Source organism: Streptococcus sp. HMSC076C09 (genome assembly GCF_001837905.1).
Taxonomy (GTDB): Bacteria; Bacillota; Bacilli; order Lactobacillales; family Streptococcaceae; genus Streptococcus; species Streptococcus parasanguinis_I.
In genome coordinates this window covers 1-14,212 of sequence record NZ_KV834634.1, presented here as the reverse complement: position 1 = coordinate 14,212, position 14,212 = coordinate 1, and the positions used below count along the sequence as shown (strand labels likewise).

At 43.0% G+C, this 14,212-nt stretch carries 14 protein-coding genes, 1 pseudogene and 1 riboswitch; of the genes and pseudogenes, 6 read left to right on the top strand and 9 right to left on the bottom strand.

The window, feature by feature from the left end; translation table 11 throughout:
- Position 1 precedes the first annotated feature (1 nt).
- The 3 genes from thiW to thiE are packed head-to-tail and all read left to right on the top strand — an operon-like array spanning position 2 to position 1,957.
- Positions 2-526: an energy coupling factor transporter S component ThiW gene (gene thiW / locus HMPREF2704_RS03130; protein ID WP_049474075.1), complete on the top strand. Its 525-nt coding sequence runs from the start codon at positions 2-4 to the stop codon at positions 524-526.
- Entirely contained in the window at positions 526-1,329 is an 804-nt protein-coding gene (locus HMPREF2704_RS03125) for a hydroxyethylthiazole kinase (RefSeq protein ID WP_049474076.1), read from the top strand. Before thiW ends, HMPREF2704_RS03125 begins: the two co-directional genes overlap by 1 nt.
- Positions 1,322-1,957 carry a thiamine phosphate synthase gene (gene thiE / locus HMPREF2704_RS03120; RefSeq protein ID WP_049474077.1) on the top strand — a complete coding sequence of 212 codons (636 nt, stop codon included), beginning with the start codon at positions 1,322-1,324 and terminating at the stop codon, positions 1,955-1,957. The genes HMPREF2704_RS03125 and thiE overlap by 8 nt, the downstream gene beginning before the upstream one ends.
- A gap of 42 nt (positions 1,958-1,999) precedes the next feature.
- On the opposite strand, the gene thiD is transcribed toward thiE, so the two are convergent.
- The 8 genes from thiD to uvrA form a co-directional block, all read right to left on the bottom strand.
- Complete coding sequence (gene thiD, locus HMPREF2704_RS03115) at positions 2,000-2,791, bottom strand: bifunctional hydroxymethylpyrimidine kinase/phosphomethylpyrimidine kinase (protein WP_049474078.1); 792 nt, start codon at positions 2,789-2,791, stop codon at positions 2,000-2,002.
- An 86-nt stretch (positions 2,792-2,877) separates the two neighbouring features.
- Positions 2,878-2,975: riboswitch (TPP riboswitch) on the bottom strand.
- 115 nt (positions 2,976-3,090) lie between these two features.
- Positions 3,091-3,522, bottom strand: a complete 432-nt coding sequence (nusB, locus tag HMPREF2704_RS03110) for a transcription antitermination factor NusB (protein ID WP_049474079.1) — start codon at positions 3,520-3,522, stop codon at positions 3,091-3,093.
- Positions 3,515-3,904 (bottom strand): Asp23/Gls24 family envelope stress response protein, encoded by a 390-nt coding sequence (locus tag HMPREF2704_RS03105; protein WP_003005404.1) that lies wholly within the window; start codon positions 3,902-3,904, stop codon positions 3,515-3,517. The genes nusB and HMPREF2704_RS03105 overlap by 8 nt, the downstream gene beginning before the upstream one ends.
- A 36-nt stretch (positions 3,905-3,940) precedes the next feature.
- The gene (efp, locus tag HMPREF2704_RS03100; RefSeq protein WP_049474080.1) at positions 3,941-4,501 is read right to left on the bottom strand and encodes an elongation factor P; all 561 of its coding nucleotides are present in this window, start codon (positions 4,499-4,501) and stop codon (positions 3,941-3,943) included.
- A gap of 148 nt (positions 4,502-4,649) precedes the next feature.
- Entirely contained in the window at positions 4,650-5,756 is a 1,107-nt protein-coding gene (locus HMPREF2704_RS03095; protein ID WP_049474081.1) for an SPFH domain-containing protein, read from the bottom strand.
- A gap of 8 nt (positions 5,757-5,764) precedes the next feature.
- Positions 5,765-6,733, bottom strand: coding sequence for a TIM44-like domain-containing protein (locus HMPREF2704_RS03090; RefSeq protein WP_049474082.1), 969 nt, complete (start codon positions 6,731-6,733; stop codon positions 5,765-5,767).
- 56 nt (positions 6,734-6,789) lie between these two features.
- The gene (locus HMPREF2704_RS03085; RefSeq protein WP_070466490.1) at positions 6,790-7,857 is read right to left on the bottom strand and encodes a M24 family metallopeptidase; all 1,068 of its coding nucleotides are present in this window, start codon (positions 7,855-7,857) and stop codon (positions 6,790-6,792) included.
- On the bottom strand, positions 7,854-10,679 hold the full coding sequence (gene uvrA, locus HMPREF2704_RS03080) for an excinuclease ABC subunit UvrA (RefSeq protein ID WP_070466492.1): 2,826 nt from the start codon (positions 10,677-10,679) through the stop codon (positions 7,854-7,856). The genes HMPREF2704_RS03085 and uvrA overlap by 4 nt, the downstream gene beginning before the upstream one ends.
- 121 nt (positions 10,680-10,800) lie before the next feature.
- On the opposite strand from uvrA, the gene HMPREF2704_RS03075 reads away from it, so the two are divergent.
- Together HMPREF2704_RS03075 and HMPREF2704_RS03070 are read left to right on the top strand one after the other, a co-directional pair.
- Positions 10,801-11,745, top strand: coding sequence for a magnesium transporter CorA family protein (locus tag HMPREF2704_RS03075; protein ID WP_070466493.1), 945 nt, complete (start codon positions 10,801-10,803; stop codon positions 11,743-11,745).
- A gap of 28 nt (positions 11,746-11,773) precedes the next feature.
- Positions 11,774-12,451 carry a DUF1129 domain-containing protein gene (locus HMPREF2704_RS03070; protein ID WP_013904094.1) on the top strand — a complete coding sequence of 226 codons (678 nt, stop codon included), beginning with the start codon at positions 11,774-11,776 and terminating at the stop codon, positions 12,449-12,451.
- Between the two features lie 34 nt (positions 12,452-12,485).
- On the opposite strand, the gene HMPREF2704_RS03065 is transcribed toward HMPREF2704_RS03070, so the two are convergent.
- Positions 12,486-13,007, bottom strand: a complete 522-nt coding sequence (locus HMPREF2704_RS03065) for a GNAT family N-acetyltransferase (RefSeq protein WP_070845646.1) — start codon at positions 13,005-13,007, stop codon at positions 12,486-12,488.
- A gap of 257 nt (positions 13,008-13,264) precedes the next feature.
- Here HMPREF2704_RS03065 and HMPREF2704_RS10735 point away from each other — a divergent pair.
- Positions 13,265-14,212: pseudogene (locus HMPREF2704_RS10735) on the top strand (IS3 family transposase); the annotation flags it as partial.

Below are 14,212 nucleotides of genomic sequence, written 5' to 3'. Positions count from 1 at the left end.
AATGAAAACCAACCAATTACAAATTCATAAATTAACCGTCTTATCCATGATGATTGCCCTCGATGTGGTTCTGACACCTATCTTCCGTGTCGAAGGAATGGCACCTATGTCTAGTGTTGTGAATATTTTAGCAGGAACCATAATGGGACCAGTCTATGCTTTAGTCATGGCAACTGCGACTGCTTTTATCCGTATGACAACACAAGGAATTCCTCCTTTGGCCCTAACAGGAGCTACCTTTGGAGCTCTACTAGCCGGACTCTTTTACAAATATGGTAGAAAATTCTACTTTTCTGCCTTAGGAGAAATCATCGGTACAGGAATCATCGGCTCTATTGTCTCTTATCCTGTTATGGTATTTTTCACAGGCTCAGCTGCAAAACTCAGTTGGTTTATTTACACACCACGATTTATCGGAGCTACCTTGATCGGGACAGCCATAGCTTTTGTATCATTTCGATTTTTAATTACCCAGAAATTCTTTAAAAAGGTACAAAGCTATTTCTTTGAAGAAAGGATTGAATGATGCATACCTTCCAAAATCCCTTCCCTCTATCTGAAAGTCATTTAATCCATTGTATCACTAACGAAATTTCCTGTGAGATGGTCGCTAATGCAATTTTGGCTCTGGGATCTAAGCCAGTAATGGCAGATGACTCCAGAGAGGTCCTTGATTTTACCAAGCAAAGTGCAGCTATCTTATTGAATTTAGGACATTTGTCAGCTGACAAGGAGCAAGCAATTCTTAAGGTAGCATCCTTTGCAGCTAAATCCTCGCTACCTATGGTTTTAGATGTGGTTGGCGTCTCTGCCTCTCCTATCCGCAAAACCTTAGCAATGGATATTTTGAAATATTCTCCAACCATTATTAAGGGAAATATGTCTGAAATTCGAAGCCTAGTGGGTTTGAAGCACCATGGAGTTGGAGTGGACGCCAGCCAGAAAGATCAAGAAACAGCAGATCTAGTGAGTGTCCTGAAAGACTGGTGTCAAGGCTATCCAACAAGTACATTCTTAGTTACCGGTCCTAAAGATCTCATCGTTTCATCTAATCAAGTTGCCATTTTGACAAATGGTTGTCTAGAACTGGACTGGATCACAGGAACAGGAGATCTTGTAGGCGCTCTAGCTGCGGTCTTCCTTAGTCATGGGACTACAGCCTTTGAGGCATCTTGTCTCGCAGTGTCTTATCTGAATATCGCTGCAGAGAAAATTATAGACCGAGAAATGGGGCTAGAAGACTTTCGTTTACAGACTCTTAATCAATTGTCTCTCTTAAAAAAGGATGCCAACTGGTTAGATGCAATCAAAGGAGGCTATTATGCTTAAAGAAACGCTTAGACTGTATCTGGTTACGAATCGCTACCAAGATCCGCTTGAAACCTTCCTTAAAAAAGTTGAGCAAGCTTGTCAGTCAGGTGTTACCATGATCCAGCTACGAGAAAAACAGCTCACGACCAATCAGTATTATGAACTTGCAAAAATGGTGAAACAAATTACCGATACTTACCAAGTTCCTTTGATTATCGATGATCGTTTGGATGTGTGCCTAGCTGTCGATGCTGCAGGACTTCATATAGGAGATGATGAACTCCCAGTTTCAGTAGCCAGACAAGTCTTGGGCACAGAGAAAATACTAGGTGTAACTGCAAAAACAGTGAAAAGAGCACTCGAAGCAGAAGAATCTGGGGCGGATTACTTAGGAACAGGAGCAATTTTCCCCACAACAACCAAGGAAAATGCCCCTATTACCCTCATTTCTACCTTAAAGGACATCTGCCAAGCAGTCGGTATTCCAGTCGTAGCGATTGGCGGTTTAACTTGTGAAAATATCCATCAACTTTCTGGAACAGGTATTGCTGGTATCGCAGTAGTTCGTGATTTGATGCAGGCAAGAGATATTGAAGCAAGAACCCAAGAATTTTTAACAAAATTAGATCAAATCATCTCTAAATAAAAACTCTCTCATTCCCAATATATGGGGAATGAGAGAGTTTTTTTAATCTTTATAAGTTGTATGGTTAACAGGACCAGAACCATGCCCAAGTTCAGGGGCATCTTGGATAGCTCTTGTGATAAAAGCCTTGGCCTTATCAACTGCTTGATAGAGGCTTTTCCCTTTTGCAAGCTCAGCAGTGATAACTGCAGCAAAGGTACAGCCAGTACCATGGGTATGGCAAGTTTGAATTCGTGGACTTTCCCAGACAAATTCTTCATCCTTTGTGAAGAGGAAATCTTTGGCACCACCTTCGAGGTGTCCTCCTTTGATAACAACTGATTGAGGCCCAAATTCTTTTAGGATCAAACGCCCAGCCTTTTGCATATCTTCTTGGTCTTTGATAGAAAAGCCGACAATTTCTTCTGCTTCAGGAAGATTGGGTGTAATAATCGTTGCAAGAGGCAGCAAATTTGTTTTGAGATAGTCTCTTGCACTTGTATCAATTAAAGCGTCTCCACTAGTAGCTACCATCACAGGATCAAGCACATAGGGACAATCAAGTTGCTTTAAGTAGGGTTGGATCATCTCCATGATTTTCGTAGTCGCAAGCATACCAGTTTTTACAGCTTGAGGGGAAATATCTGAAAAAACACTTTCCAATTGAGCTTTCAGCATTTGAGGAGAAACATGCTCTATTAATTGAACCCCCCTGGTATTTTGAGCGACAAGACTAGTTACAACGGCCATTCCATAGACACCTCTAGCTTGGAATGACTTTAAATCAGCCATTATTCCAGCTCCACCGCTAGGGTCAGTTCCAGCAATTGTTAGAGCAACGGGTAAATAAGTCATCTAAAACCTCCCAACCAGCTGAAGTTTGTATTTGGTAAAACAAGATAAAGTCTGTATCAAGAAGTCAATTAGTGGCTTATAAACCATTGTTATTTTGTCCACTTCCATCAACTAGCATTACCTAGATCGAGTCAAAGGGTCTAACAGTCGTTAATCTCAGCTTTACGCACCCCTAGTGGTTGTTTTCTTTTTTCTTTAGTATAGCATATTTTTATACTTTATATCGTAAGATTAGATTAAAATTAGGTCCAAAATAGATATTTCCTTCAATCAAAAAAGAGCCCGCGGGCTCTTTTATACTATGCTTCTGTCACAAATTGACTGAGAACACCATTGACAAAACGTGATGAAGTCTCATCTGAAAAGGCCTTAGCCAATTCGACTGCCTCATTCACAGCAACAATCTGTGGAGTGTCAAACTCTGTCATTTCAAAAATTCCAAGGCGCAGAATATTTTTCTCTACCAAGGTCAAGCGTTCTACTGTCCAACCAGGCTTCAAATGTTGACCGATTTGTTGGTCTAATTGATCTTTTGACTGATAAACGCCGGTCACGATATTCAAGAGAAAGGCCGGAAGATCAACTGTTGCATCTTCTGCCACGTCCTTATCATGCAGATAAGCAAAGCGACAAGCTTCGACAATGTCTCCATCGTACTCCAAGGCCATCAAGGCTTGGAAAGCACGCTCGCGTAAATCTCGACGTGATTCTAATAAAATTTCATCAGTCATTGAGGAAGTCCTCATTAAACAAGTCTTTCAAGTCTGGTTTTGGAGATTTTTCTGTTGCAATCCCTACAACGTGGATATTAACCGCATCCAAGGTGACATCCGCCATATCATACACAGCAGATTTCACAGCCTTTTGGATCGCTACTGCTACAGATGGTACCGCCACTCCATATTCAAGGTAGAGATAAATATCCACTGAGACCTGACCGTCTTCTTCTGTATGAAGGTAGACGCCACGACCAAGTGAGCGTTTTGAAAGGCTATCTGACACGCTCTTATTTTCAAGAGAGTAAACTCCCTCTACTTTTGCCGTTGCAATCGCAATAATTTTTTCTAATACACGTGGTGCAATAACGATGTCACCAAATTGTTCAGTTGCCATAGAAGTTCCTTTCTATTTGACACCCTGAGAGATCTCTTACGCACGAGAAACGTAAGTTCCTTCTGCAGTGTTGATAACGAGTTTTTGTCCTGCTTCGATGAAGTCTGGAACGTTTACAACAAGTCCTGTTTCCATTGTTGCTGGTTTTCCAGAACCAGTCACTGTAGCACCTTTGATCGATGGTTGAGTTTCTGTGACTGTCAATTCAACAGTAGTTGGTACAGTTACCCCAATCACTTCATTTCCGTAGAATTGAATTTTCACTTCTGAATTTTCAAGAATGTAAAGCAATTCATTTTCAACATTGACGACAGGGATTTCGTATTGGTCATAAGTTTCTGTGTTCATGAAGTAGGCTGTGTCGTCCATTTGGTACAAGTATTGGGCTGGGACAGTCTCAAGAATCGCTTGTTCAAATTTTTCTTCTGGACGGTAGCTTGTGTCAAATGTAGAACCAGTACGGACATCACGTAATTTCATCCGCATGATGGTATTTCCTTTACCTGGTTTGTGGTGACTTGCTTCCAAAACGCGAATCAATTTTCCATCTGCTGTGACAAACGTCATACCAGCTCTTAATTTACTTGCTTCGATCATGTTTTATTACCTCTTTTTTTAAAAATAGATTACTCTTTATTGTAACACACTATTTGATTTTTCTCAAACAGCAATCTTTTCTTTTTAGGAAGGAAAGAGTGCAGAGACTAGCGATTGGAGACTCTACATCTCTGAGCCTAGTTCCCTTCTATTCGTCAACAGGGACAATATTACCATCCGCATCTTTGGTCACATGGACATATTTGCCATCCACCTCAATGTAGAAGGTTTTGGGCTTGTCTTGAGCTGGTGCTGCTTGTTGTTGCAGATCATTTCCCAGAGCTTGACCCAGATTCATCCCCATAATCATATTCATGCCATTGCTACCTTCATTTTTGGCAGCTGCCACCAAGGCCTCATTGCGGGCGCGACGCTCTTCAATTTCGATGGTATTGTACTTCATGGCTGCCAATTCACTGTCCAGTTTATTAACCTTGGCCATACTATCAGCATCGTAGCTCAGATCTTCGATCAGGACATTGGTTAATTCAATACCATATAATTCTGACCACGTTTTGTTGACTTCGCGTTTTGCGACTTCATTGAAGACGTCTTGGTCTGCATTGATATTGTAGATATCTGCCTTATTTTCAGCCGTATATTTTGAAAGGGCGACGGCAATTTTTGGAGCGAGGTTTTGGCGCAAGGTTCCCTGAGCTACATCTTCCAAGGTAAAAGGTTTATCTGCCGTAATTTGGCGACTGACTGCACTGACATAGAAAAGAACCGGATCTGCTATTTTGACATCATAGAGACCATAAAAGCGAATGCTCAGAAGCTGTTGGTAACGGTCGCTAAAGTACTCAACTGGATTTTGAGTGCCAAATTTATTTCCTGTAAAAGGTTGCATCCGCACAAAAATAATTTCTTGTTGGGTGACCACTTGGCCTCCAAATGAGAAACGATTCTTGAACTGATCCCACGTTCCTTTCACACCACCCTTTTCAAACAACCAGGCATTTTCACCGGCTTGCCATTCGTGACTCCCTGCTTCTAGAAGGTCTCCTAGAAACGTTCCATTATTGACCAAGAGAGCAACATAGCCTTGGGGAACAATGACAACAGAGCCATCTGTCAATAGACCCGTATTTTGGTTGCTCTGACGAGAGCGCCCATCTGGATCTTTGGTCAAGAGCTGTCCCTTAATGGCCAAAGCTGTTGCTGGAACAGCTTCCGGCAAGGTAATGGCTTCCTTAAATTTACTATCTTGAAAACTTGAAATGCCCGCTGAAAGGGCTGCTTTAATAAATCCCATACATTCTCCTATCTGTAGAATTCAATTTCATCCACAACTTCGTAGACATCCAAGACCCAATCTTTTGGATTGTGCTTCAAGGATGCTTGGCAATATTCACACTTGTCGATTGAATCGATCGTTAGTGGCGCACCACAGTTCGGACAGTGATCACTAACGACTTCTGAATTCTTAATGATCTCTGTCTGGGCTCCATGTTCACGGAGGAAGACCATGCGGTAAACGGTAAAGAGATCTTTGGTTGGATCCCCTTCGATCACACGACCCGTTTCATCATTTCGAATGTAATCTCTCATCGTCGAAGACAGAATGACTTCAATGCGGTCATTGCCTTCTGGATTTTCGATAAAGTCTTTGATCTTCGAATCTTCCACACATACGCGCTCTAGAACATTGGTTGTTTTGGCACGAATATGCTCTTGTAACTGCGTCAAGTGCTGCTCATAAAGACTCGTACTTTCTAAGTTCCGCACAGAATTCCAATCTTTTTCTGTCCAGGCAGACTGCAATTGAAGATAAACCAGCTTAACTTGCGACAAGAAGCGGTCTTCATCAAACATTGGATCCAGTTTACGGATGCGGCGAATCGCTTCATAGTTGTTCTCAATTGGTCGACCCGCCCGTTCTTCGGTTGTCCGTTTTGGACCACTATTTGAATAGGACGAATCATCACTCTCATTAGCCTCTTTTGCAATATTATAGACAAATCCAATCAATCCAATGATGGCGACAACTGCTACCGCCCCACCAGAGTCTGATCCAGAACTAGAACTGTAGCTACTGGATCCACCAGACCAGCTACTGCCACCAGACCAGCTACTTCCCCCTCCAGACCAGCTACTACCACCACCACCGCCAGAATGAATAGTGCTACTACCACCACTATGCGTATTGCCGACACCAGCATGAGCAGAAGGAGCAAATGCAAATAGAAGGGCTACTAGAAGAATTCCCAATACTAAAATTCGTTTTTTCATAGGCCTCATTTCTTATCTTTGTTTGTTACACAGGGGTTAAGAAAATACTGTCTATTTTATAGGACAATCAATTCTTTAGGAGCAAGAGTCAAGACTTCACAGCCAGTTTCTGTAATCAAGAGGTCATCTTCGATCCGCACGCCAGAGAGACCTTCGATATAAATACCTGGCTCATCTGTTAAGACCATACCTGCTTGAATCGCTTCTTTAGACGTTTGGCTGAAGTATGGTTCTTCGTGGATATCTAGCCCAATTCCATGACCGATTCCATGAGTAAAGTATTGACCATAGCCGGCTGCCTCGATCACATCACGTGGGATTTTATCAAAATCACGGAAGCCAAGTCCATCTTTAGCAGCATCAATCAAGGCTTGATTGGCTTTCAAAACGGTTTCGTAAATCTCTCTTTCCTTGTCGCTGACATGTCCTGCATAGATTGTCCGTGTCATATCGCTAACATAGTGATTATACAAGCAACCAAAATCAAGGGTCAAGGCATCTCCTGCTGAAATGACCCGATCACTTGGAGTCGCATGAGGCATGGCAGAGCGTTCACCAGCTGCTGAGATAATATCAAAAGATACACCAGAAGCTCCTAACTCCCGCATTCTAAAATCTAGGAAAGTCGCTGCTTCCAACTCTGTCGTTTTCCCTACCTTGATATAGTCTAAAATATCATGGAAGGCTTGGTCAGAGATGCTACAAGCTTTTTTAATCGCCGCAATCTCGGTCTCATCTTTAATCAAGCGCAATTCCATGACAAAGTTCGCTAGGGATTGAAGGCTAATACCACTGAAAACAGAAGCCATGCGGGCATGGTAGGCCACCGTCACTTCATCCTCAAAACCAAGTTCTTTGATTCCAAGGTCCTTAACGATCTCTGCAGCTGCAGTCAACTCATCGCGGGTTTCCACAATCTCTACAAAGGGGAAACAAGTCGCATGGGCATGGATGGTGTAGCGCGAATCTGTAAAGAGTACCACGCGTTCTTCTGTCACCAAAGCGGTCCCGTTTGAACCCCAGAAATTGGTTAAATAATAAACATTTTTCAAATTGTTAATCAATACCGCTTTGAGGTTTTGGGCTTTCATTTTGTTTCTTAAGTAGCTGATCCGTTGATTCATTGTAATTTTCCTTTCAAATATTGTCCTGTGTAGCTAGCAGGATTTGCTGCTACTTCTTCTGGTGTTCCGGTCGCAATAATGGTTCCACCACCGACACCGCCTTCTGGTCCTAAATCGATGATATGATCTGCTGTCTTAATAACATCTAAATTGTGCTCAATCACAAGGACTGTATTGCCATCATCCACAAACCGCTCTAAGACTTTGATCAAGCGAGAAATGTCTTCGGTATGGAGTCCGGTCGTTGGTTCATCCAAGATATAGAAGGATTTTCCTGTAGAGCGCTTGTGCAATTCAGAAGCCAACTTCATTCGCTGCGCTTCCCCACCTGAAAGGGTGGTCGCTGGTTGCCCCAGCGTTACATAGCCCAAGCCCACATCTTGGATGGTCTTGAGTTTGCGTTCAATTTTTGGAATGTGCTTGAAGAATTCGACTGCCTTATTGACCGTCATATCCAGAACTTCTGCGATATTTTTTTCCTTGTAGTGGACTTCGAGGGTTTCACTATTGTATCGACGTCCATGGCAGACCTCACAAGGGACAAAGACATCTGGCAAGAAGTGCATTTCAATCTTGATGATCCCATCTCCTGAGCAGGCTTCACAACGCCCACCCTTGACATTGAAACTAAAGCGGCCTTTTTTATAGCCCCGAATTTTGGCTTCATTGGTCTGAGCAAAGAGATCACGAATATCATCGAAGACGCCTGTATAGGTCGCTGGATTGGAACGAGGAGTCCGACCAATCGGGCTTTGATCAATGTCGATCAAGCGATCGATATGCTCAATCCCCTGAATCGTCTTGTATTTCCCTGGTTTTTCCGAATTGCGGTTGAGCTTTTGAGCGATGGCTTTTTTCAAGATGCCATTGATCAAGGTCGATTTTCCAGAACCGGAAACTCCAGTGACTGCGATGAATTTTCCTAGAGGAAAGCGTACTGTGATGTCTTGTAAGTTATTCTCACTTGCTCCTGTAATTTCAATAGAGCGGCCATTTCCTGAACGGCGCTCTGTTGGAACCGGAATCTTGCGCTTGCCGGACAAATACTGGCCAGTGATGGATTTGCTGTTGCGTGCCACCTGCTTTGGAGTTCCTGCTGCAACGATCTCTCCCCCAAAGACACCGGCACCTGGGCCGACGTCGATCAGGTAGTCTGCCTCTCTCATGGTATCTTCATCATGTTCGACGACGATCAAGGTGTTGCCTAAATCGCGCATCTTCTTGAGACTGGCAATCAGGCGGTCATTGTCCCTTTGATGGAGGCCGATAGACGGCTCATCCAAGATGTAAAGGACACCAGAGAGGTTGGAACCGATCTGGGTTGCCAAGCGAATGCGCTGGCTTTCTCCACCTGATAAGGTCCCAGCCGATCGTGACAGGGTCAAGTAATTGAGCCCCACATTGTTTAAGAAGGTTAAGCGATCCTTAATCTCTTTTAGGATCGGTCTTGCAATCGTAGCTTCATTGTCCGTTAAGATCAGCTGGTCCACGGCTTTTAAGTGGTCCGCAATCGATAGATCTGACACTTCCCCGATATGCATCCCCTTTTCTCCTCCGACACGAACAGAGAGAGCCTGGTCATTGAGACGGTAGCCATGGCAGGTCGCACAGGTCAATTCGTTCATATAAGAGCGCATTTGGTTGCGGGTGAAATCACTATTGGTCTCACGGAAACGACGGTGAATATTGTTTACGACCCCTTCAAAAGGAATCTCGATATCCCGAACTCCACCAAATTCATTTTCATAGTGGAAGTGGAATTCCTTGCCATTTGACCCATAGAGGACCAAGTCCTTTTCTTCTTGAGAAAGATCAGAAAACGGCTGGTCCATATCAACGCCAAAATGGATCATGGCCTGCTCCAACATCTGTGGATAGTAGTTGGAAGAGATCGGATTCCAAGGAGCGAGGGCTCCTTCGCGAAGGGTTAAGCGATCATCTGGCACCACCAAATCTAAATCCACCTCTAGCTTAATACCCAGCCCATCACAATCTGGACAAGATCCAAAAGGCGCATTGAAAGAAAAGAGGCGGGGCTCTAATTCAGGAACGGTAAAGCCACAGACTGGACAAGCATAATGCTCAGAAAAGAGCAATTCCTTGCCATCCATGGTATCAATCACCACATAACCATCCGCAATCCGAAGAGCTGCTTCAATCGAATCAAAGAGCCGCGAGCGGATGCCCTCTTTGATCACGATTCGGTCCACAACTACTTCAATCGTGTGCTGCTTGCTTTTAGATAGTTCTGGAACCTCTGTCACATCATAGATCTCACCATCGACCCGCACCCGGACATAGCCGTCTTTTTGGACTTTTTCAATGATATTCTTGTGCTGGCCTTTTTTCTTGCGAATAATAGGAGCTAGAATTTGCAGGCGTTGGCGCTCTGGTAATTCCAAGACTTGATCGACAATTTGCTCAACCGAAGAAGCTGTAATCGCTCCATGCCCATTGATACAATAAGGCGTCCCTACACGCGCATAGAGCAAGCGCAGGTAGTCATTGATCTCTGTTGCCGTCCCCACTGTAGAACGGGGGTTTTTGCTGGTCGTTTTTTGGTCGATGGAGATAGCTGGACTCAAGCCGTCAATGGAGTCCACATCTGGTTTTTCCATATTTCCCAAGAATTGCCGGGCATAGGCCGATAAGCTCTCCACGTAGCGGCGCTGACCTTCTGCATAGAGGGTATCAAAGGCCAGACTGGACTTTCCAGAACCAGACAAACCCGTCACCACGACTAATTTGTCCCGTGGAATTTCCACATCTATATTTTTTAAATTATGGGCGCGTGCCCCATGAATGACAATTTTATCTTGCATGTTCTTACTCTAATCACCTTTTTGTTAACCTCCATTATAACAAATTTTTTAGTATTCTTTTATCCAAAACCGTCCTTTTTCTGATATAATGTTAAGGTGTAAAAAAACAAGGGGAGGCACCATGAAACAGGTCTTTTTATCGACAACGACTGAATTTAAGGAAATAGAGACGCTGGAACCTGGTAGCTGGATCAACCTTGTGAACCCTTCTCAAAGTGAATCGATGGAAATCGCCTCTGCTTTTAATATCGATATTGCCGACTTACGGGCACCACTCGATGCGGAAGAAATGTCCCGTATGACCATCGAAGATGAATATACCTTGATCATCGTCGACGTTCCCATCAAGGAAGAGCGGAACAATCAGACCTACTACGTGACCATTCCGCTAGGGATTATCCTGACAGAAGAGGCTATTATCACGACTTGCTTGGAGAAATTGCCGCTTCTCGATATCTTTATCAACCGACGCTTGCGGAATTTCTATACCTTTATGCGGTCACGCTTTATCTTTCAGATCCTCTATCGTAACGCTGAACTCTACTTGTCAGCGCTTCGTACCTTGGATCGCAAAAGCGAGCAGATTGAAAGTCAATTGCACAAATCAACGCGTAATGAAGAGCTGATTGAGTTGATGGAGCTGGAAAAAACCATCGTCTACTTTAAAGCCTCTCTGAAAACCAATGAGCGCGTGATCAAGAAATTGACCAGCGCTACAAGTAACATCAAGAAATACTTAGAAGACGAGGATCTGTTGGAAGATACCTTGATCGAAACCCAGCAGGCCATCGAGATGGCAGATATTTATGGAAATATCCTGCACTCCATGACCGATACCTTCGCATCGATTATCTCCAACAACCAGAACAACATCATGAAAACTCTGGCTCTCGTTACCATTGTCATGTCCATTCCAACCATGATCTTTTCGGCCTACGGGATGAACTTCAAGGACAATGAGCTTCCGCTCAATGGCGAACCCCATGCCTTCTGGCTGATCATTATCATCGCCTTTGCCCTGACCGGGTCTCTCGTCGTCTACCTCATCCATAAAAAATGGTTCTAACACCTACTAATAACACTAAGGAGTATTTATGTCTCAATTTGATTTGAATCAACTAAGCAAGAAAAATCAAGAATTTATCCGTATCGCCAAACACCAATTGCTTGAAAATGGAAAGACAGAGGAAGAAGCAGAAAGCCTCATCCAGGAAATTCTACCAGCTATCCATGAAAACCAAGGAAAAGGAATTCCGGCACGGACCCTTTTTGGAGCTCCAACTGTATGGGCGAACTCTTTCAGCGAGAAAGAACGCTATGAAAAAGAGCATCCGAAATTAAACGATGCCCCCTCTCTCATGATTTTGGATTCCTTCCTCTTTATCTTTGGAGTCTTTGCTGCGATTAGCGCCTTTATGAACTTGGTTGCACCTCGTCGTACTGGCTATGGTTTGATCACCTTAATCCTTGGAAGTTTGACAGGGGCTCTGCTCTTATACCTCATGTACTACTTCTTCTATCAGTATATGGATGGTACCAAAGATCGTAGCGAGCGTCCTTCTCTTTGGAAATCTATGCCGATTCTTGTTGGAGTCATGTTCCTTTGGGTCATTGTCTTGTCCTTTACTTCCTTACTCCCACAGGTTCTCAACCCAACTATTCCAGATGTCCTTGCCATCGTTTTAGGAGCTTTAGCACTTGTCCTTCGCTTCTACCTCAAGAAACGCTTTAATATTAAAAGTTCGAGCACAGCACCAGCAACTCGACGCTAAAAAGAAACGGATGAAGTTTTCATCCGTTTTTGTTTTACTGTATTTCCCTGTTCAATCTTTTTGAAAAATAGAGGACTAAGTCATCATTGTTTTCACAAGAACTGTAAGGGGCCAAGGAGTGATCCCTAAACCAAACCCCAGATCCATCTGGGATATAGCCCCGTTTGACATACAGTCTTTGAGCTGGACCATAACCCGAGTGTAAACCAACCCCTAAAGTAACAATCTCTGATAGTAGCCAGACTCTTTTTTCTGCCTCCTCTAAGAGTTGATTCCCAATCCCTCGATTTCTAAATGGTTCAAAAACATTAAAATCAGATAGTTCAGGATAGACTCCCACGAAAGGGCCGTGCTTGGCAGCAGGCAATATAGTGATATAGCCTGCCACAAATCCATCCGACTCAGCTACTAATACGTCCCTCTCTCTATTCTCCTGCTCCTGAAAATAGCTAGTCAAGATATCCTCTCTACCCGGCCACCCTTGGTGGATAAAAGCTTGAGAGATCCCTTCAATATCATACTCCATCATGTTTCTGATGATTGTGCATTCCTTCATGTTGCGCTCCTTGATACCTTTCTCCCCATCATTATAGCATAATTAGAGCTTGGGAAAGGTCAAAGAGCTTCACACGGACCTAACTCACTATCATATTTCTATGCTCGCAAAAAAGATCCAAAAGGGTCTGAAAAAGAGGTCCACTGGACCTCAACTCGCTCTTACATTTCCAGGCTCGTGAAAAAAAGACCCGTTAGGGTCTGAACCGCACCCCAAAAGTTAGACAGAAAAAATCTAACTTTTGGGGTGTTTTTATTATGAAATTGACATATAAGGATAAAGTTCAGATATATGAACTTAGAAAACAAGGGCGAAGCTTCAAAGAGCTTTCAAATATATTCGGGATAAATATTCCTAATCTTAGGTACATGATTAAATTGATTGATCGTTACGGTATAGAGTTCGTCAAAAAGGGGAAGAACCGTTATTATTCTCCTAAATTAAAACGAGAAATTATTGATAAAGTTCTGCTTGAAGGTCGTTCTCAAATAAGGGTGTCTCTAGATTATGCTCTCCCAAACCAAGGAATGCTTCCAAATTGGCTGGCACAATACAAGAAAAATGGGTATACTATTGTTGAGAAAACAAGAGGGAGAGCACCTAAAATGGGACGCAAGCCAAAGAAAAAACCTGAAGAAATGACAGAGTTAGAACGTCTTCAAGCAGAAAATGAATACCTGAGAGCGGAGAATGCTGTTCTAAAAAAGTTGAGAGAACTCCGATTGAAGGAGGAAAAAGAGCAAGAAGAAAAGCGGAAATTGTTCAAGGATTGGTAACAGAGTTTTCTTTAGATATCCTTCTAAAGATTATTAAGCTTGCCCGTTCAACTTATTATTATCACTTAAAACAGCTGGATCAAAGCGATAAGGATGAGCAAGTTAAAGCTGAAATTCAGTCAATTTATACTGAGCATAAAGGAAATTACGGCTATCGTCGCATGACTCTAGAATTACGAAATCGTGGCTTTGTAGTGAACCATAAGAAGGTGCAGCGTCTTATGAAAGTACTTGGTTTAACGGCTCGAATTCGCCGTAAACGGAAGTATTCTTCATACCAAGGAGAGGTTGGCAAGAAAGCAGATAACCTTATTCAACGTCAATTTGAAGCAACCAAACCAATGCAAAAGTGCTACACAGATGTGACAGAATTTGCCATTCCAGCAAGCAGTCAAAAGCTTTATTTATCACCAGTTTTAGATGGCTTTA